Consider the following 18,240-nt stretch of genomic DNA (forward strand, 5'->3'; position numbering starts at 1 on the left):
GCCTGGCCATTTGTCAAACAAGTGCCTTATCATCCTTGTCCTCTACAAAATATGTCAACATTGAGGCCACGATCAACAGTAAGCCGGCGGTGAAAATAGCATAAATCGCATGACCTTCGTACCAATGTTTTACGATCAATCCACCCACAAAACCATTTAGGATCTGCGGTGCGGTAATGAAGAAATTAAAGATTCCCATATATACCCCCATTTTTCTTGCAGGAATAGCACCTGCCAAAATTGAATAAGGCATTGCCAAGATACTGGCCCAGGCAATTCCCACACCGATCATCGAGAAGTTTAGCATCCATTTCATACTTGGATCAGTGATCCATAAAAAGGACATCAACCCCAATCCGCCTGCAATCAAACAAGCGGCATGGGTCATCTTCCTGCCTATTTTGGCAGCTAAAAAAGGTAAGGCTAGGGCAAATATCGCTGAAACTAAATTGTAAAAGCCAAAGATGACCCCTACATAATTCCCCGCTTCATTAAATTCCAAGGAACTACGGTCCATGCTGGGGAGCCCCCAAACGTGCTGAGCCAGAGCCGGAGTCGTAAACACCCACATCGAAAACAGCGCAAACCAAGAAAAAAACTGTACCAAGCCCAGCTGTTTCATCGTTTTTGGCATGCTAATAAAATCCGAGAAAATACTCGATAAACCTTTGTGGGAAGCATGTTTGTGGTCTTCGTGAGCATTCCATTTATCCTGTACCTCTGGAGGATACTCCGTGGTGCGAATGACGGTCCATAAAATAGATACCACCAATACCGTAGCTCCGATAAAAAATGCCCAGAGGACATTTTGGGGGACGATGCCCTCATTTGCCGTCGTGGCCACGCCAAACCATTCGGTAAGGGTGTAGGGCAGCCAAGAGCCGATCACGGCCCCCAGACCAATGAGCAAGGTCTGGACAGCAAAGCCCAAGGTCCGCTGGTCGGTAGGGAGTTTATCAGCCACCAATGCCCGGAAAGGTTCCATGGCAACATTAAACGATGCATCCATGATCATCAGGAATCCAGCACCCACCCATAGAGCAGGCAAAAAAGCTACAAACAGTGAGGCATTGGGCAGCAGCACCAGACCGATGGCCGCTAGAATAGAACCGGCCAGAAAGTACGGCCTTCTTCTGCCCAATTTGGTCCATGTGCGATCGCTGTAATGGCCAATGATGGGCTGGATGATCATGCCGGTGATAGGTGCCACGAGCCAAAATAGGGACAAGTGCTCTACGTCTGCACCGAAGGTTTGGAGAATGCGGCTGGCATTGGCATTTTGGAGCGCAAAGCCCATCTGGATGCCCAGAAAGCCAAAGCTCATGTTCCAGATTTGCCAAAAACTTAATTTCTTCTTTTGTGTATCGGGTTGCATTTAGCAGTTATGTAAGGGGTTTAGGTTGTAAAGTTTGAAGGGTAGTACCTGTCCTCAATGGGGATTAATTGTTCATCAACTCTTATGTCCCAAAAGTAAGGATTATTTCTTCAGCGTGGTGGGGCAGGGTGACAGTCGGCAATCCTGCTATTTCATGATAGGGGAGACGGTTGTCTGGCAATGGATCAAAATCCGATATTTTTCGAAGAAAGGCGATGTTTTCCCTAGTTACCGGCACTTTTTCCCCTGCAGAAGTTACTTCGTTGATTTCAAAACCATGAAAAATAATGCTGAGCTGCTTATAATGGCTTGCAAAATCCCCCGTGGGCTTTGTTAACCGAAGGGTTTTTCGATCACTGTCCAAAACAATTTTTCTTTTGTAATAGCCTCCGTTTTTGTAATCCAAACTTCGTCCATCATCCTCATAGTGGAAGTAGCTGGTAGTTCCTTCTCCTTTGTACACATGAAGGCGCAGAATGCCGTCATGCTTCTCGGCAGTATGGGATACGGGGGACTGCAGTGGCACAATACTTCCTCCTTTGACGAATACGGGCAAATAATTGATCGGCGTGTCCACGTAAATTTCTTGGTCACCTTGATAGGATTGATCATTGAAGAAATAATACCAATTTCCTTCCGGAAGATACGCTTTGGTGATTTCTTTATGGGATTCTACTGGAGCCACCAGCAGGGAATCGCAGAACAAGTATTGATTTTGAAAGCGGCCATCATAGATGTTTTCATCAAATGGATAATCAATGGTCAGGCTTTTGGCCAAGGGCAAACCATCCTGGCTGCTTTTGTAAAAGGCAGCATACAGCAGGGGCATCATTTGATAGCGAAGTTTGAGGTAGTTTTTGGAAATTTCCTCTACTTCTTCTCCAAAGGCCCAAGGTTCTGCGTCCTTGCTATTGATCATGGAGTGGGCTCTGTAGAGTGGTGAGAAGGCCGCGATGCTCATCCATCGTGCGAAGAGCGATTTGCTGGCTTCTCCACAAAATCCGCCCACATCGTATCCTGCGAAACTCACTCCGCTAATTCCGAGGCTGTTGACCAGTCGGATGCCTGCCATCATGTGTTCCTCACTGGAGACATTGTCCCCTGTCCAGGCAGCAGCAAATCGTTGGATGCCAGAAAAACCAGCCCTGGTAAGGGTGAAAGGCCGCTCCTGTCCATTTTTGAATGCGCCTTCCTGTGCGGCTCTGGCCATCTGCATCCCATACACATTACGGGCTTTTCGGTGGCTGACTTGCTCTCCTTCGTAATCAAAATTGATCAGGTTCGGCGTGTGCTGGCCCCAAGATGCCGGTTCATTCATGTCTGTCCAGAATCCATCCACACCGGCATCAGTGTAGAAGGCCATTTTTTCTGTCCACCATTGCCGGGTTTTGGCGGAGGTGAAATCAGGAAAGGCACACCAACCCGGCCACACTTGGCCTTCATAGGTTTCTCCATCCGGGTATTTGAGGAAGAGGTCATTGTCCTTTCCTTCTTGGTATGGAAGATAGTCTTTTTCGGCCTTGATGCCCGGATCCATGATGACCACCACACGGAAGCCCTTTGCTTTCAAGGTCTGGATCATCGACTTGGGGTCTGGGAATTTTTCCCCATCAAAGGTAAATACTTTGTACTTTTCCATATGGTGGATGTCCAAGTAAATGACATCTGCCGGCATATCCCTGTCCCTGAAGTTATTGGCCAGGGCGAATACTTCGGATTCGGGATAATAAGAATAGCGGCATTGCTGAAAACCCAATGCCCAAAGCGGGGGCATGCTCATTTTTCCCGTAAGGGATGTGTAGCCACTGATAATCTCTGCCACGGTGTTTCCTTGGAAGAAATAGTAATCCATATCACCATCTTCTGCAGAGAAATAGGAAAAGCGGCGGTTGGAAGCACCGAAGTTAAAGGTGGTTTTATGGGTGTTGTCAAAGAAAATCCCATAGGCACGGTCGTTGTGAATACCGATGTAGAATGGGATGGACATGTAAAGCGGGTCGTCATTCACGCCATAGGCAAAATAATCCGTGTTCCAGTTGGTAAAGGCTTGCCCAGCACGGTCGATGCCTCCCGTCTTTTCTCCCAGCCCAATGAATTTTTCGTCGGGCTGGAGTTTTTTATAATTGGTTACTTCCGTGCCCAGCCAAGATACCCCAAATGCTGGATCATCCTGATTGAGGAGGTTCCCCTGCTGATCATAAAAGCTCAGTGCCCATTCGTTTTTGGCAAGAACGATTTTAAGTTCTGCCGTTTCCAACGTTAATGCCTCAGGAGTCTCGGAGACGTTTACTGAGCTTCCTTTGGGGGATTGTACCACACTGTAAGGGTTGGGGGAAAACTGCTCGTAACGACTAAGTTGGATACGGACAGTGGTGTCTGTAAATAGGCTGATTTTAAAGTATGAAGCTTCCGTTCTGCCGATTATTCCATGGGGTATTGGCTCCCAAGACAGTACTTTTCCGGCAGACTGGTTTTGGGCACGATTTACTGAGGTGGCTACAGTAGTCATTTGGGTTACTTTAATAAATTGTAAAATGCAATTGTTCAGCGCTTCCGAGGTAGGATTTGGAAGACGAGTATCACCTGATTCATGGGGTTCGCTGGTGACGGCAGCTTGCAGAATAACAGGTAATATGCTGCTAATTTAGAAAGGATTCCGGAAGGAAAAAATTTGGTTTATGTTGTGCAATGCGATATTTGGGGCGTTTTGGGCCTGAAAACCATCCTTATTGATCTATTCAATCGTGTGCATAAAAAAGTGAAATCAGCCTAAAAAAAACGGAAGGCACGCAGATGATCCTGATTGCTTAGCCCCCTGTTGTTCCGATAGCTATGCTGCGGAACCATTGACATTGAGTTTTTAACTCATTACCACCTATTGGGAGGTTTTATGAGCAGCTCGGTAGGGAGCATCCCAAAACCCTCACCATAGGCATAAGCGCATCATACCGGTAGGTATAAAAGCTTGGGGACAGTCTCTAGGTATAGGTCCCTGTTCAGTACCTACGGCACTGTTGGAATGCTTTTCCGCCACCTGTTACCAAGCTTATGCTCCTAACGGAGCATCCTGTTTTCTTTGTCCGCTCCCTGAGCGTAGCCAAAGGGAGCGGTTGGGGTGATTGAGTATGGTTCTATATGATTTAGTGTGGGTAAGTATTAGGATAGATTGTTAAATTTCAGAGAAATGACTCGTTTTACCTATGTCACTTTTTTGCTACAGGTCAAAAAAGTGACCAAAAAACCCCGCTGTATTGCATCTATTGGGCTAAAATCAAACCCCGCTCACATGCAGGCAAACTCCTCGTGTTTAGCTTGCAACAACCATTTTTCCCACCATTTCGTCAAACAAGCCTGCCCTTTTTCCGCCCGCTTGTTAAATTTCTTCACGCCCAATAGCTGCTAGGCAGATAATGTGCTTGGGGCTATTTTACGAGGTGATGATTAATCATCACGATTTTTGATAAAATAATCTACCCACTGTCTTCTATATAGAGCCTTAAGCATTCACCTTGCGTCATTCGAACGTAGCAACAGTTGAGTGAAGCAAATCTGTCCTTTGGAGGAGTGATGGCTTCACTATACTTTTCTATGTGGCCGCTTACAGAGATTGTTGCTTAAGTTTCCCACAAATAATAATCAGTGATCATCCGCTAGATCCGTGTCATCAGCGTGCTATCCTTTCCTTAAGGAGGATTTTCGAATGACCAAACCTGTTTCGAGCATCTCTGTGCGTGCTGTAAATGCTTCCTCATTTTCGGAGTCGATCATTTCCAGCAGTAATTGAGCTGCTTTTTCGCCCATTTTAAAGCCCGGTTGGGAGACTGAGGAGAGGGGAGGGGCTATCATGGACGAAAACTGCCAGTCGCTAAAGCCTACAGCGCCAAACTCTTCAGGAAGTTTTAACCCAATGGCTTTGGCGGCTTGCATGGCACCGGCTGCAGCGATGTCATTCGAGGCAAACACCGCATCCGGCCGGTCTGACGGATGGGATAATAATGCTCGACAAATAGTCTCACTTTCTTCCGGAGTGCCTTTGGGACAGGGGATGATCCAATCTTCGCGAATAGGAATCCCTGCTTCCTGCAGTGCTTTGAGATATCCTTCTTTTCGGTCGATGCTGATTTTTAGGTTTTCCGGGCCAGCCAAATGAATGATTTTGGTATAGCCTTGTTCGATGAGGTGTTTGACGGCTTTATAAGCACCAGTGTGATCATCCACGGTGACATTGACCGTGTCTGGCAGGTTTGGAAGGCGGTCAAAAAACACAATGGGGTAATGATAATCCATCAGTTTTTTGAAATGGTCAAAATCGGATGTCTCTTTGGAGAAGCTCACCAAAAGCCCGTCGATCTGGTTGCTGATGATCGTGTCCACTGCTGCGATCTCTCTGGTTACATTTTCATTGGTCTGTAGGAGGATGACATTATAGCCGTTTGCGTAGGCTACTTCTTCTATTCCACTGATGACGGTGCTAAAAAAGAAGTGGACCACCTCAGGAATAATCACACCGATGGTGGAGGATTTGCTTTTTCTGAGGCTCAAAGCCACGGCGTTGGGGCGGTAATTGAGTTTTTTCGCTAGTGCCTTTACCTTTTCCTTTGTTTCATTACTGATGCCCGGGTAGTCTTTCAGGGCACGTGAGACGGTGGAAGAAGAAATGTTCAGGGCTTTTGCTATATCCTTGATCGTGGCTTGTCCTAGTTTCATGATTAATTTAGACTTTTCTAAGATTCTAATATACTGTTTTACCGGTAAAATAAAATGGTGTTCCCAATCAATCCAAAGCGAACAATGTACGAAAATGGATGAAATTGAATTTTTGGAAGATAAATTTTTATACCCTATGAAAACGTTTGCGGCGACGTTTGCATAAAAAATACCTGGTTTTTTTCGATTCAAAAACTTGCCTGTACGGCTTGTATTCCCTAATATTTGATCATGATCTCGAAAATACCACAATAATCCAACACATCGGATTTTTTGATGAGTTTCAAGATTAGAGAGTACAATAGTATTATTTAAATAATTTATTTACTCTTAAAAATTAACAATTAATCCAAAAACAAACCATTATGCGAAAGATCTCTACCGTCTTAAAAGTAGCGGTAATGTGTCTGGCACTTTTAAGCGGACACTTAATTTATGCGCAGGCTCAGACAGTGAAAGGAACTGTGACAGATACAGATTCCGGCGAGCCTTTGCCCTTCGTGAATGTTCTGCTGAAGGGGACCACAAAAGGTACCACGACAGATATTGATGGCTATTACTCTATTGATATCAATTCTCCAGAAGATGTATTGGTTTTTTCCTTTATAGGTTTTGAGGCCAAGGAAATGACCGTAGGCAATCAATCAACAATCAATGTACAGTTGCAAGGTAATACCAAGCAGCTGGATGAGGTAGTAGTGGTCGGTTATGGTACGCAGAGGAAAGCTGATTTGACGGGATCAGTGGGCTCTGTGGATCGTGACGACTTCAATGTCGGCCAAGTAACCAACCCTGAACAACTGATCACCGGTAAGGTGGCGGGTGTTCAGATTACACCAAATGGCGGTGCTCCTGGATCTGGAGGTAGGATCCGGATCCGGGGTGGCGCCTCCCTTAATGCTTCCAATGATCCCTTGATCGTGATTGATGGTGTGCCACTGGACAACTCCAAGACTTCCGGCACGGCCAATCCTCTTAATTTCCTGAACCCGAACGATATCGAAACCTTTGATATCCTGAAGGATGCATCGGCCACGGCGATTTATGGTTCGAGGGCCTCCAATGGTGTGGTGTTGATCACGACCCGGAAGGGGAAGGAAGGCCAACCGATGCGGGTAAATGTGAATTCGATGGTGTCTGTTTCCCAAGTGACCAATACTGTCGATATGCTCGATGCAGATCAATTTAGAAGCGTGGTGGCCGAACAGGCTTCGCCGTCCCAAGCAGCTTTGGTAGGAGAAGATGCGACGGATTGGCAGGAGGAGATTTATAAGGATGCGGTGAGTTTTGATAACAATGTTTCCATCTCAGGTGCTTATAAATCTTTGCCTTACCGTGTCTCTGTCGGTTACCTGGATCAAGACGGGATCCTTAAAACAGGTAACTTGAAAAGGACATCTGCGAGTGTCAGTTTAAACCCCAATTTCTTTGACGATAGGCTCCATGTCAATTTTAATGTAAAGGGAGTAATTACCAAAAGCCGCTTTGCCAACCGTGATGCGATCGGAGCAGCGGCAGCTTATGACCCGACGCATCCGGTGCATGATCCCAATGGTATAGGAGGATATTGGGAATGGCTCAATGAGGATGGGGTTCCCCAGACCCTGGCTACCAATAATCCGGTGGGATTGCTAATGTCCAAAGATGATCGTGGTACGGTAAAACGGAGCATTGGTAATTTACAATTGGATTATGAACTTCCTTTTATCGAGGGGCTTAAGGCCAACCTTAACTTGGGCTACGATGTGAGTTCCAGTGAGGGTAGGACGATCATCGATGCCAATTCTGCTTCAGGATATTTTGAAGGCGGTAGTATAGCTCCTTACGAGCAAAGTAAGCGTAATTTGCTTGCAGACTTTTACCTAAACTATATCAAGGATTTTGGTGATAGCAGGCTGAATTTTCTGGTAGGTTATTCTGCTCAGGACTTCTTGATCAAAAACCCCACCTTTGCCAGGTTAAATGCAGAAGGGGACACCTTGGCCCCTGCTGGTGTGGTGAGTCGTCCACAGTACCGATTGATCTCTTATTTTGCCCGGGCCAATTATACCATTAACGATAAATACCTCTTTACCGCCACGGTAAGGGCTGATGGTTCTTCACGGTTCAGTCCGGATAACAGGTGGGGCGTTTTCCCGTCTCTGGCCGCTGCTTGGCGGATCAGCGAAGAGGATTTCCTTAAAGCGAATACTACCCTTACTGATTTGAAATTACGGCTTGGATATGGTGTGACGGGGCAGCAGGATATTGGTTCCTATTTCCCTTACCTTCCCCGCTATGTCCAAAGTGACGATGCCACACGGTACAGTTTTGGGGACACCTATTACACCACCTTGCGGCCAGAGGGCTATGATGAAAACATCAAATGGGAAGAAACGACTACCTATAATATTGGCTTGGACTATGAGTTCTTGGATGGTAAACTCTACGGTACCTTGGACTACTATTTCAAGAAGACTGACGATTTGTTGGCGGTGATTCCTGTTCCGGCAGGTACTAACTTGACTAACCAGCTGTTTACCAATGTAGGGAGCATCGAAAACCAAGGGCTGGAAGTAGCCTTGACGTATAATGTGATCAAAACCACGGATTTCAATTGGGATATAGGAGGAAACTATACCCATAACAAAAGCACCATCACCAGCCTCAGCAATGTGGAGGAAGATGCTGTCGGGATCTTGGTGGGGGGTATCAATGGCGGTACCGGTAACACCATCCAAGTGCACACGGTAGGTTATCAGCCCAATTCATTCTATGCCTATGAGCAAGTGTATGATGAGAATGGAGCGCCGCTTGAAGGAGTCTATGTGGACCAAAACGGGGACGGGATGATCAACGAACAAGACCTTGTGAGAAATGGGTTCCCTGATGCACGCCATTACTTTGGCTTTAACAGTTCCATGAGGTACAAGAACTGGGATTTTGGGTTTGTGCTGCGTGGCAATGCAGGAAATAAAGTTTATAATAACGTGGCTTCTTCCAACGCCGCTTACCAAGGACTACGGTTTCCGGGATACATCAATAACCTGCCTTCCGATGTGCTCAATACAAACTTTCAGAACTATCAGTTACGGTCAGATTACTACATTCAGGATGCTTCTTTCCTAAGAATGGAAAACATCTCACTGGGCTATAATTTCGGAAACTTATTTGACTCTGATGTCAGCTTGCGCGCAAGTGCAACGGTTCAAAATGTTTTTGTGATTACCGATTATAGCGGGGTCAGTCCTGAAATAGCCCCAGGTGTAGATGATGCTACTGGAGGGGGGATTGATAATAACTTCTATCCCTTGCCACGCATATTCTCCTTTGGCGTAAATTTCGGATTTTAACTTTAAACCCTGAATAGCAATGAAACTTAATAGGATATATAAAATAAGCATGGTGCTGGCGCTCTTCAGCGTGGTGGCGTGCACAGACTTGGATTTGGAACCTTATAATGAAGTTACCTCCATTCAGGTGTATGAAGATTTTAGCAATTATAAATCTGTTTTGGCAAAACTGTATGCCGGATTGGCTGTCAGTGGACAGCAGGGGCCTTCCGGCAAACCTGATATCAGCGGTTTGGACGAAGGTGCTTCGACCTACATTAGGGCGTATTGGAAGCTTCAGGAATTGCCGACAGATGAAGCAATCATCGCTTGGAATGACCAAGGATTGCCTCAACTGAATACCAGTGAGTGGACTTCGGAAAATAACTTTATTGCGGCCATGTACTATCGGATTTTCTACCAGATATCCTTGGCGAATGAGTTTATAAGAGAGACAAGTGATGAGAAAATGGCTGCTAGGGGGATCTCCGAAGCAGATCAGGAAACAGGCAGGATTTACCGTGCAGAAGCCAGGTTTTTACGTGCGCTGAGTTATTTCCACGCCTTGGATATGTATGGCAATGTGCCTTTCGTGACAGAGGCAGATGCAGTAGGAGCCTTTTTCCCTGAGCAAACCAACAGGGGAGATTTGTTCGCATATATCGAAAGTGAACTGATGGAGATTTTACCCACCTTGGTAGATGCCAGACAGAATGAATATGCCCGCGCAGACAAAGCTGCTGCTTGGATGTTGCTTTCCAAACTTTACCTGAATGCGGAAGTGTATATTGGTGAAGGTCACTTTGATGAAGCCTTGACCTATTTGAATGAAATCATCGATAGTGGTTATTCCCTTGAACAGGATTATAATCATTTGTTTTTGGCTGATAATCACCTGTGTCGTGATGAGCTGATCTTTTCCGTAGCATTTGACGGGGTGAATACCACTACTTATGGCGGGACCACTTTCCTCGTGAATGCCGGAGTAGGCGGGACAATGGACAGAGAGGAATTTGGTATTCCAGGTGGCTGGCAAGGGTTGAGAACCCGGCCTGAGATCGTAGCACTTTATCCTGTTACAGATGGGTCAACAGATGCCAGAGCTTTGTTCCATACGGATGAGCAAAGTCTGGATATAGAGGATATTGCTATATTCCAGAATGGCTATGCGGTAAAAAAATTTAAAAATATTACCAGGGACGGACAGCGAGGCTCCAGTCCAGGTACAGATATCGTGGATACTGATTTCCCTATGTTCCGTCTGGGCGATGTTTACCTGATGTATGCTGAGGCGGTACTGCGTGGAGGTAGCGGTGGTAGTCAGGCACAAGCATTGGCTTATATCAATATGCTCAGAGAGCGGGCCTATGGCGATGCTTCTGGAAATATCACCTCAGGTGAGTTGACATTGGACTTTATTCTGGACGAACGTGCAAGGGAGCTGAAGTGGGAAGCACACCGAAGAACCGATCTGATCAGGTTTGACCGGTTTACTGGCGATGATTATACATGGCAGTGGAAAGGTGGAGTTTTTGAAGGAGCATCTGTGGAAGGCTACAGGAGGCTTTACCCTTTGCCAGTGGCCGACCTGACTGCCAATCCCAAACTCAATCAAAATGACGGTTATTAATCCAAAAAGCCTTTAAAGATGAAGAGATTAACAAGATATATATTGGGCGCATTGCCGCTGATTTTGGCGGCGTCCTGTTCAGAAGAGTTGGATCCTGTGATAAATAGTGATCCCACGGCACCAGTTTTAATGAGTCCTGCCTCCGGCTCTTCGCTTGTGCTAACGGCCGAAGAAGCGGAAAAGGAACTGGTTGTTGCTTATGAAAAGGCCGATTATGGCTTTTCTGCTGCAGCCACTTATACTGCACAGATGGACATGGATGGGAATGAATTTGCGGAGCCTGTGGAGATAGCCACTTCCTCTACTTCTGAGATGATGCTTACCTATGGGGCATTTAATCAGAAACTACTGGCCAAAGGACTGGTGCCAGGCGAAGAATCTGCCATAGCGCTTCGTATAAAATCAACCATAAACAGTGCTGTAGCGGATGAGTTTTCTGAAGTGATCAATATGCAGGTGACTCCTTATGAGGTGGCCTTGGAATATCCCCGAGTTTACCTTCCAGGAGAATACCAAGGCTGGGATCCCGCTAACGAAAACACGGTCATTTATGCTGTGGAATCTGATAATGTATATGAAGGTTTTATCCACGTTTTGGGAGGTTCTGGAGCGTTTAAGGTGAATGAAGGCCCCAACTGGGATGTAAACTATGGCGATGATGGAGCCGATGGTACACTGGAGGAAAATGGTGAAAATATCATAGCCGATGGAGTTGGGACATTTCAGCTGACAGTGGATTTGGCTGCAAAGACCTATATGCTGGGAAATCCCTTGTACTGGGGCATCATTGGCGATGCGACGCCCGGAGGATGGGATGCGTCCACGCCGATGGAATTTGATGCCGACGAAAACCTGCTTATTGTGACGGCTGACTTGAGCACTGGAGTGATGAAATTCCGTGCAAATGATGCCTGGGATCATAATTACGGTGATGACGATCTCGACGGAATCTGTGAGCCCGGCGGTGCTGATATCCCTGTGGAAGAAGCGGGGAATTATACCATCACACTTGATTTTAAAGTTCCCGGTGAAGTGTCTTATACACTTGTAAAGAATTAGATGATTGGGCCATGAATACGGTCGAAGATCAAAGATTAAAGAGGAAAGATCAAAGAAAAATATGGGAACAATAAAATAAACCCTCTAATACAAATCCGAGCTATGCACGCGTCCCTCCCATAGTATAATTGGGGCAAGCCCCATCTCGCAATGGATGGTGAAGCACTTTGGATTGCCAAATTCACGAAAATGACAGAGTCTTTCATGGAATCAGGTATGGTTTGAAAGGAGAAATTGCCAAAATGATAACATTTAGTCTTTCAATTAAAGGATATTAGAGTAGGTCTTTATATCTTTGAGCTTACTGACAGAAATCAGTGACGCGAAAGCATTTTATCAAAAAGTAATCAAACCATTAAACCATTCAATTATGAAATTCAAACCAGGAATAAAGTTCGGTGAAGAATTGAAAGACCTATTGGAGTATGCCAAGGAAAGTGAATTTGCTTTGCCGGCTGTCAATGTGATCAACACCAGTACAGCCAATGCGGTGTTGGAGACAGCTAAGAAAGTAAACTCTCCTGTAATCGTGCAGTTCTCCAATGGAGGTGCTCAGTTCTTTGCTGGAAAAGGGCTGGCGAATGATAAACAACAAGCCTCCATCGCTGGAGCAGTGTCCGGTGCCATGCACGTACACAAAATGGCAGAAGCCTATGGTGTGCCTGTGATCCTTCATACGGACCACGCTGCCAAAAAGCTGATCCCTTGGGTGGACGGTATGCTTGAAGCTGGCAAGGAGCATTACGCTGCCTTCAAAAAGCCTCTTTTCAGTTCTCACATGTTGGACCTTTCTGAAGAGCCCATCGAAGAGAACATCGAAACATCGGTGAAATACCTTGCTGAATTCAAGAAGCTTGAAATGGCCCTTGAGATCGAACTAGGCGTGACCGGTGGTGAAGAAGATGGTGTGGACAATACCGATATCGACAGTTCTAAGCTTTATACGCAGCCAGAAGAAGTAGCTTATGCCTATGAAAAACTAAAAGAGCAGAGTGAGCTATTTACCATAGCAGCAGCATTTGGTAACGTGCATGGTGTGTACAAGCCAGGAAATGTAAGCTTGCAGCCAAAAATCCTGAAAAACTCCCAAGATTATATCTGCGAGAAATTCGGGCTATCCGGTAAGCCAGTAAGCTTCGTGTTCCATGGCGGTTCTGGATCTTCTGTGGAAGAGATCAGAGAGGCCACTGGATATGGCTCTATCAAAATGAACATCGATACCGATATGCAATGGGCATTCTGGGAAGGTGTTTTGAAATACTACAAGGAGAAAGAAGGTTACCTTCAAACTCAGCTTGGAAATCCTGAGGGCGCTGATAAGCCGAACAAGAAAAGCTATGACCCACGAGTATGGCTAAGAAAAGGCGAAGAAAATTTCGTAAAACGTCTTGAAGTAGCTTTTGACATGCTCAATGCGGTAAACAGAAACTAAATTCCATTGGCCGTTTGCCACAATGGTAAACGGTTATGGCTTATTAGGCCGTCTCAGGAGTTGATTTTAACGATATTTTGCCAAGGTGTTTCTGAATGAAACTGCCGACGCTAAGTAGTTAAAAAACTTCTGAGGCGGTTTTTTTATGCCCCAAAATTTGACCAATAGGATGTTTGCTCAGCTGTTTGTAAAGGATTTCCTGCAGGGATGCGCATGATACATACGTCATAGGGAGGTAACCTTCTAAAACAATTAACTTATTAACTCAATAACCAATTTAAAAAGATGCAAAACCTATTGAAATTGTTTGCCTATTGTGGGCTGATTGGAATGACCTTTGGCTGTAACCAAGTCACCGACGAACAAATGGAAATAAAAAACTATTGGCCTGAAGCCGGCGTGACGTATGAAATTTTCATCCAGTCGTTTTATGATACCGATGGAGATGGCATCGGAGATCTCAATGGTGTGACCCAAAAGCTCGATTATGTCCAAGAGCTAGGAGCCAATGCCATTTGGTTTATGCCGCTGATGCCATCTCCTTCCTACCATAAATATGATGTGACCGATTATAAAGCCATACATCCCGATTATGGCACCATAGGGGATTTTAAAAGAATGCTCGATGAGGCTCATAAGCGGGATATCAAAGTGGTGATCGATATGATCATAAACCACACCAGCGACGAACATCCTTGGTTTTTGGAAGCAAAAAAAGGGCGGGACAATCCCTACAGGGATTATTATGTATGGGCAAAATACGACACGATACAGGATTATCTGGATAAAAAAGTGGTGACGCTGGACAGTGACAATATCCGTCAATGGCATGATCTAGGACAAGGAGAAGATTATTACTATGGTTTTTTTACAGGAGATATGCCCGACCTGAATTTTGATAACCCAAAAGTGAGGGAAGAGATCTATGAAATTGGCCGCTATTGGTTGGAAGAAGTGGGGGTGGATGGATTCCGTTTAGATGCGGCCAAACATATTTATCCCGATGACAGGGCTGCTGACAACCATGCTTTTTGGGAGGAATTCAGGGCTGAAATGGAGAAAATCAAACCCGACGTGTACCTGGTAGGAGAGGTTTACGATATGAAAGAGGTCGTCGCTCCTTATCTCACTGGGCTTAGGGCATTGTTCAATTTTGATTTTCATTATACCCTTTTGGAGGCTTATAAAAAGCAGGATGGAATGCTCCTGGCCAAAAAGCAGTATAATATTTTAGCGTTTTATAATGGAATCACTGACGATTTTATTGACGCAACTATTTCTTCCAACCACGACCAGCCTCGTCTGCTCAATGAATTGGGGAAGAGCAAAGAGAAGCTTAAACAGGCAATTGCGATATTGATGACCATGCCTGGTGCTCCATATATTTATTATGGTGAGGAGATCGGAATGCTGGGCAAAAAACCAGATCCGAACATCCGTGAACCATTTCTTTGGGATGTGGCCTCGGTGGATGAAGGTAGGCCAACTTGGATAACGCCTAAATTTTCGACTGATCGTACGGTGACACCTTTGGCTGTCCAGCGAAAAGATGCCGATAGCTATTTTAACCATTATAAAGGGGTGATCAAGTTGAGGAATTCTCATCCGGCACTGGCGATAGGAAGTCTGGAACTACCAAAGTCAACCTATCCCAAGGCAGTGATGGCTTATTGTCGAAAAGCGGAGGGACAGGAATTGTTCGTTTTCCATAACCTGGGCAATAAACAGGTGGAGGTGCCGCTGCCGGAGGGTTTTGGTCAGAAAGTGTATGCGTTGAAAGGTGTGAAAGTGCAAGGAACGAAGATAATTCTTCCTGCATACTCAAGTATTGTGTTGGGAAAATGAATGTTTCTAAAAAAGCAGGTTTCGGCCTGCTTTTTTTTATTCCTCTATGCTTTATATAGGATTTGACTGAAATTGAATTTTTCAATATACAAATCTTCCAATTTTTCAATCCTACAGCCAGTAGCTTTGGCATTGTCCGTTAGTGCGATGTCCTGATTGCTTTTTAAATTTTAACGAGTAAATTTGTTACTCGCAAAATGCTACTTTTATTGATCCATTTGAGAAATTTTCATGCTAGACATACTGATTACATCCAAGACTAGGGTAAAGCTCCTGATCAAATTTTTTACCCATGAGACCAATAAAGGGTATTTACGTGGCTTGGCAGAAGAATTTAATGAGTCCACCAATTCCGTAAGGGTAGAGCTGAACAGGCTGTCTGAGGCAGGTATCTTGGTTTCTGAACACGAGGGGAATACTAAATCGTATTCAGCAAATAAAAAACATCCCCTTTTTGGCGAGATGAAAAGTTTGGTGGCCAAGTATTTAGGTTTGGATAGGTTGGTCGAAGTGGTCATTAATAAACTTGGCAATGTGGAGAAGGCCATTGTGGTGGGGGATTATGCAAAAGGTATTGACAGTGGTACCATTGAACTGGTGCTTGTGGGTAGGGAGATCAATAAGGAGTATCTCGATTTTTTAATTGAGAAAGCAGAAGCAAAAATTAACCGGAGGGTAAAGGTGGTCATTTATGATGAGGAGCCAAAAGGGATAGAAGGAATGCTGCTTCTGGAACTGTGATATATCAAAGTCTATTTTGTAAAATGGTTACTAATTGGATTTTTATTCTAATACGTTTTTTTTGTTATAATTTGCAATTAATGGTTTTATAGGTTGTTTTTTAAACCTATTATTTAATAATTTTTTAAAAATTTAATAAATACAGTTTTAAATTAAACCTAATTTTTATACTTTAACATAAAGTTGATCAAATAAGGTGTTTGTTGAGTTTTTGTGATGGTTAGATTTTATTTGGTTTTTCCGAGTTTATCTCGCTTAAAATAGTGACACATTAATCCCCCAGCAAACCATGAAAGAAATCGAAACAAGATTATTGGCACAAATCAAAAAAGGGAATGAAATGGCCTTTGTGGAGGTTTATGACAAGTATTGGAAGCAATTGTTCAATAGTGGCTATAAACGTCTTCAGAAAAAGGAAATCGTGGAAGGGTTAGTTCAGGAGGTGTTTGTGGAGATGTGGCAAAAACGTGAGACACTGATGGTCCATACTTCACTGGGAGCGTATCTTTTTACGGCCATGAAGTACAAGGTGATCAATCAGATGAAGTCCCAAATGGTCAAGGAAAAATATGTGGCATTTATAACCTCTAGAAATGCGAATTTCGGAAGTGAAGTAGAAGAGAAGATTTTTTACAAAGAGCTGGACGAGGCATATCGGTATGAAGTTTCAAATTTACCATTACAAGCAAAGCGGGTATATCAGCTCAAAAATACTGACGGGATGAGCTATGCAGAAATCTCCCAAGAAATGGGTATTTCGGTGAGCACGGTGGAAAAGCACATGATCAAAGCCCTTAAAATACTCCGTGAAAACTTAAGAAATTATAGCTTGGGCTGAGCGGAAATGAATACGGTTTTGTGTTCGACAGCAAGATAGGATTACGTGTTTGTCAAGAAAACATCGGTTATGTAATGAGAATTATAGCGGGATTGAAAGATTTATAAATATTTTTTAGCTTTTTTATGTTTATATGTAGAGGTAAGGTAGTGGGAAGTTGACTTAAATATAGAAAAGCACTTAAAATGAACCGAGAGGAGATCAATAAACTACTAGATAAATTTTTGTCGGGAGAAATTAGCCCTGAAGAACAAAAAGCCTTGGATCGTTGGTACAAGGATTTTGATGGAGAGGATGATGTTACCGATGGAATGAGAGCGGAAGAACAGTGGGATCTAAGAAGTAGGATGTTGGGAGGTATTCGACAAGAGGCGTTTGATAATATCGAACATGCAAAAGCGCCATCTACCTTGACGTTGCGAAAGTTGGTAATGGTGGCCGCGACATTGATAATGGTGGTTACGTTGGGCTTTTTGTTCTACCGACAGCAAACGCAACCAGTAGTGTACCGTACTGATCTCGGGGAGGTGCTCATCCTAAAATTGCCAGACAGCACCGAGGTGACCTTGAATGGGAATTCAGAAATAAGCTATACTTCAAGCTGGTTTGGAGGGTTTGACAGAAAGGTTCTTTTGAAGGGCGAGGCTTTTTTTGATGTAGTCCATACGATCGATGATCGTCGGTTTACGATAAATGAAGCGTCTGGAATGGGGGTAGAGGTGTTTGGTACTGCCTTTAATTATAGTGTAAGGGAAGGAGTCAATGCAGTTGCCCTGCAGACGGGGAGTGTGAAGATTACACTGCCAGAGGAAGTAGCAGAAAAGCGGAAGTTTCACTTCCTGAAGCCTGGAGAATTTGCCGTATATGACCATCAAAGCAAGGAGGTGGCCATTAATACCCCAGCCAATATAGAACGTTACTATGCTTGGAAAGAGGGTAAGTTGATATTGGATTATTCGACTTTACCAGAGATCATTGACAAAATTAAAGGTACTTATGGACTTAAGATATCCATGGATACCACCAACTGGAAAGCACATAAAGTATCGGGTACCCTGCCGCTCACCAGGGATCCGGAATCCCTCATCAAAAACCTGGAACAGCTATTTGATGTGGAAATCAAAATAACCAACAGAGAGTAAGTGCACTTCAACATCAACAGGCCTGATCAATAGGCCAAAATTACAGGACTTAAGGGAATGTCCCGACGAATCGGGAGTAGTGGAAAGTTATGCTAAAACTTACCATGGGAAGCGTTTGCCTTATTTTAAATGAAATACACGTGTGTGGGGTTTGGAACGG

11 protein-coding genes are annotated in these 18,240 nt (G+C 44.4%); 8 read left to right on the forward strand and 3 right to left on the reverse strand.

Features of this window, described 5'->3' with window-relative positions; translation table 11 throughout:
• Positions 1-13: 13 nt before the first annotated feature.
• The 3 genes from FDP09_RS13305 to FDP09_RS13315 form a co-directional block, all read right to left on the reverse strand.
• Positions 14-1,375, reverse strand: coding sequence for an MFS transporter (locus FDP09_RS13305; RefSeq protein ID WP_137403131.1), 1,362 nt, complete (start codon positions 1,373-1,375; stop codon positions 14-16).
• 82 nt (positions 1,376-1,457) lie between these two features.
• A complete protein-coding gene (locus tag FDP09_RS13310) occupies positions 1,458-3,884 on the reverse strand; it encodes a glycoside hydrolase family 31 protein (protein ID WP_137403132.1) in 2,427 nt (808 codons plus the stop codon).
• A gap of 1,163 nt (positions 3,885-5,047) precedes the next feature.
• Positions 5,048-6,082, reverse strand: a complete 1,035-nt coding sequence (locus FDP09_RS13315) for a LacI family DNA-binding transcriptional regulator (RefSeq protein WP_137403133.1) — start codon at positions 6,080-6,082, stop codon at positions 5,048-5,050.
• 365 nt (positions 6,083-6,447) lie between these two features.
• Here FDP09_RS13315 and FDP09_RS13320 point away from each other — a divergent pair, with 365 nt between their 5' ends.
• The 8 genes from FDP09_RS13320 to FDP09_RS13355 all read left to right on the forward strand — a co-directional run bounded on the left by FDP09_RS13320 (position 6,448) and on the right by FDP09_RS13355 (position 18,080).
• Positions 6,448-9,414: a SusC/RagA family TonB-linked outer membrane protein gene (locus FDP09_RS13320; RefSeq protein ID WP_137403134.1), complete on the forward strand. Its 2,967-nt coding sequence runs from the start codon at positions 6,448-6,450 to the stop codon at positions 9,412-9,414.
• Between the two features lie 19 nt (positions 9,415-9,433).
• Positions 9,434-11,023: a RagB/SusD family nutrient uptake outer membrane protein gene (locus FDP09_RS13325; RefSeq protein ID WP_137403135.1), complete on the forward strand. Its 1,590-nt coding sequence runs from the start codon at positions 9,434-9,436 to the stop codon at positions 11,021-11,023.
• 18 nt (positions 11,024-11,041) lie between these two features.
• Complete coding sequence (locus FDP09_RS13330) at positions 11,042-12,082, forward strand: SusE domain-containing protein (protein ID WP_137403136.1); 1,041 nt, start codon at positions 11,042-11,044, stop codon at positions 12,080-12,082.
• Between the two features lie 370 nt (positions 12,083-12,452).
• A complete protein-coding gene (gene fbaA / locus FDP09_RS13335) occupies positions 12,453-13,514 on the forward strand; it encodes a class II fructose-bisphosphate aldolase (RefSeq protein WP_137403137.1) in 1,062 nt (353 codons plus the stop codon).
• A gap of 285 nt (positions 13,515-13,799) precedes the next feature.
• Positions 13,800-15,359 carry an alpha-amylase family glycosyl hydrolase gene (locus FDP09_RS13340; RefSeq protein ID WP_137403138.1) on the forward strand — a complete coding sequence of 520 codons (1,560 nt, stop codon included), beginning with the start codon at positions 13,800-13,802 and terminating at the stop codon, positions 15,357-15,359.
• 231 nt (positions 15,360-15,590) lie between these two features.
• Complete coding sequence (locus FDP09_RS13345) at positions 15,591-16,100, forward strand: helix-turn-helix domain-containing protein (RefSeq protein ID WP_137403139.1); 510 nt, start codon at positions 15,591-15,593, stop codon at positions 16,098-16,100.
• A 289-nt stretch (positions 16,101-16,389) separates the two neighbouring features.
• A complete protein-coding gene (locus FDP09_RS13350; RefSeq protein ID WP_137403140.1) occupies positions 16,390-16,938 on the forward strand; it encodes an RNA polymerase sigma factor in 549 nt (182 codons plus the stop codon).
• A 185-nt stretch (positions 16,939-17,123) separates the two neighbouring features.
• Positions 17,124-18,080 (forward strand): FecR family protein, encoded by a 957-nt coding sequence (locus FDP09_RS13355; RefSeq protein WP_137403141.1) that lies wholly within the window; start codon positions 17,124-17,126, stop codon positions 18,078-18,080.
• Positions 18,081-18,240: the final 160 nt, after the last annotated feature.

The organism is Echinicola rosea (assembly GCF_005281475.1).
In the GTDB taxonomy this organism is placed as follows: domain Bacteria; phylum Bacteroidota; class Bacteroidia; order Cytophagales; family Cyclobacteriaceae; genus Echinicola; species Echinicola rosea.

Bases quoted from the DNA above. Each gene is read 5' to 3' on its own strand.
- FDP09_RS13310 (WP_137403132.1), bottom strand. From the start codon at position 3,884: ATGACTACTGTAGCCACCTCAGTAAATCGTGCCCAAAACCAGTCTGCC.
- FDP09_RS13345 (WP_137403139.1), top strand. From the start codon at position 15,591: ATGCTAGACATACTGATTACATCCAAGACTAGGGTAAAGCTCCTGATC.
- FDP09_RS13305 (WP_137403131.1), bottom strand. From the start codon at position 1,375: ATGCAACCCGATACACAAAAGAAGAAATTAAGTTTTTGGCAAATCTGG.
- FDP09_RS13340 (WP_137403138.1), top strand. From the start codon at position 13,800: ATGCAAAACCTATTGAAATTGTTTGCCTATTGTGGGCTGATTGGAATG.
- fbaA (WP_137403137.1), top strand. From the start codon at position 12,453: ATGAAATTCAAACCAGGAATAAAGTTCGGTGAAGAATTGAAAGACCTA.
- FDP09_RS13350 (WP_137403140.1), top strand. From the start codon at position 16,390: ATGAAAGAAATCGAAACAAGATTATTGGCACAAATCAAAAAAGGGAAT.
- FDP09_RS13320 (WP_137403134.1), top strand. From the start codon at position 6,448: ATGCGAAAGATCTCTACCGTCTTAAAAGTAGCGGTAATGTGTCTGGCA.
- FDP09_RS13330 (WP_137403136.1), top strand. From the start codon at position 11,042: ATGAAGAGATTAACAAGATATATATTGGGCGCATTGCCGCTGATTTTG.
- FDP09_RS13315 (WP_137403133.1), bottom strand. From the start codon at position 6,082: ATGAAACTAGGACAAGCCACGATCAAGGATATAGCAAAAGCCCTGAAC.
- FDP09_RS13325 (WP_137403135.1), top strand. From the start codon at position 9,434: ATGAAACTTAATAGGATATATAAAATAAGCATGGTGCTGGCGCTCTTC.
- FDP09_RS13355 (WP_137403141.1), top strand. From the start codon at position 17,124: ATGAACCGAGAGGAGATCAATAAACTACTAGATAAATTTTTGTCGGGA.